Source organism: Acinetobacter haemolyticus (genome assembly GCF_900406815.1).
Lineage (GTDB): Bacteria > Pseudomonadota > Gammaproteobacteria > Pseudomonadales > Moraxellaceae > Acinetobacter > Acinetobacter haemolyticus_A.
This window is the reverse complement of the sequence record NZ_OVCN01000058.1, coordinates 1-393: the sequence shown is the minus strand read 5'-3', so window position 1 is coordinate 393 and position 393 is coordinate 1. Positions and strand designations below refer to the sequence as shown.

At 64.4% G+C, this 393-nt stretch carries 1 protein-coding gene; it reads right to left on the bottom strand.

The features are described from left to right. Positions 1 to 393: Holliday junction branch migration protein RuvA (gene ruvA, locus DK207_RS15655; protein ID WP_265735799.1), on the bottom strand; the 393-nt coding region annotated here is incomplete at both ends.

Here is a 393-nt window from a genome sequence, read left to right as displayed (position 1 = left end):
CTTTTTGCCCAGCTGGCTCAGCGCTTGACGCAGCAGTGCGGAAGCGTCTTCCTCCGGCTGCTCCTCCACCAACGCGTCGACCACCGGCCGCGCCGAACGCTCCTGGAAACCCAGCCCCACCAACGCCTCGACCACCTGCTCAGAAATGAGCGACGAGCCCTTGTTCGCCCCGGTTGCCTCTGCAGCGGCCGGCGCATCGCCCGCCGGGACAAACGCCTCCACCTTGTCTTTGAGCTCGAGAGCGATCCGTTCCGCCATCTTCTTGCCCACACCCGGAATGGACTGGATCGTCTTCGCATCTCCGGCTGCGATGTGGGAGGACAGCTCGCCTGGGTCAAACACGGACAACGAGGCGAGCGCTAATTTTGGCCCCAGTCCGGAGACGTTCTGCAG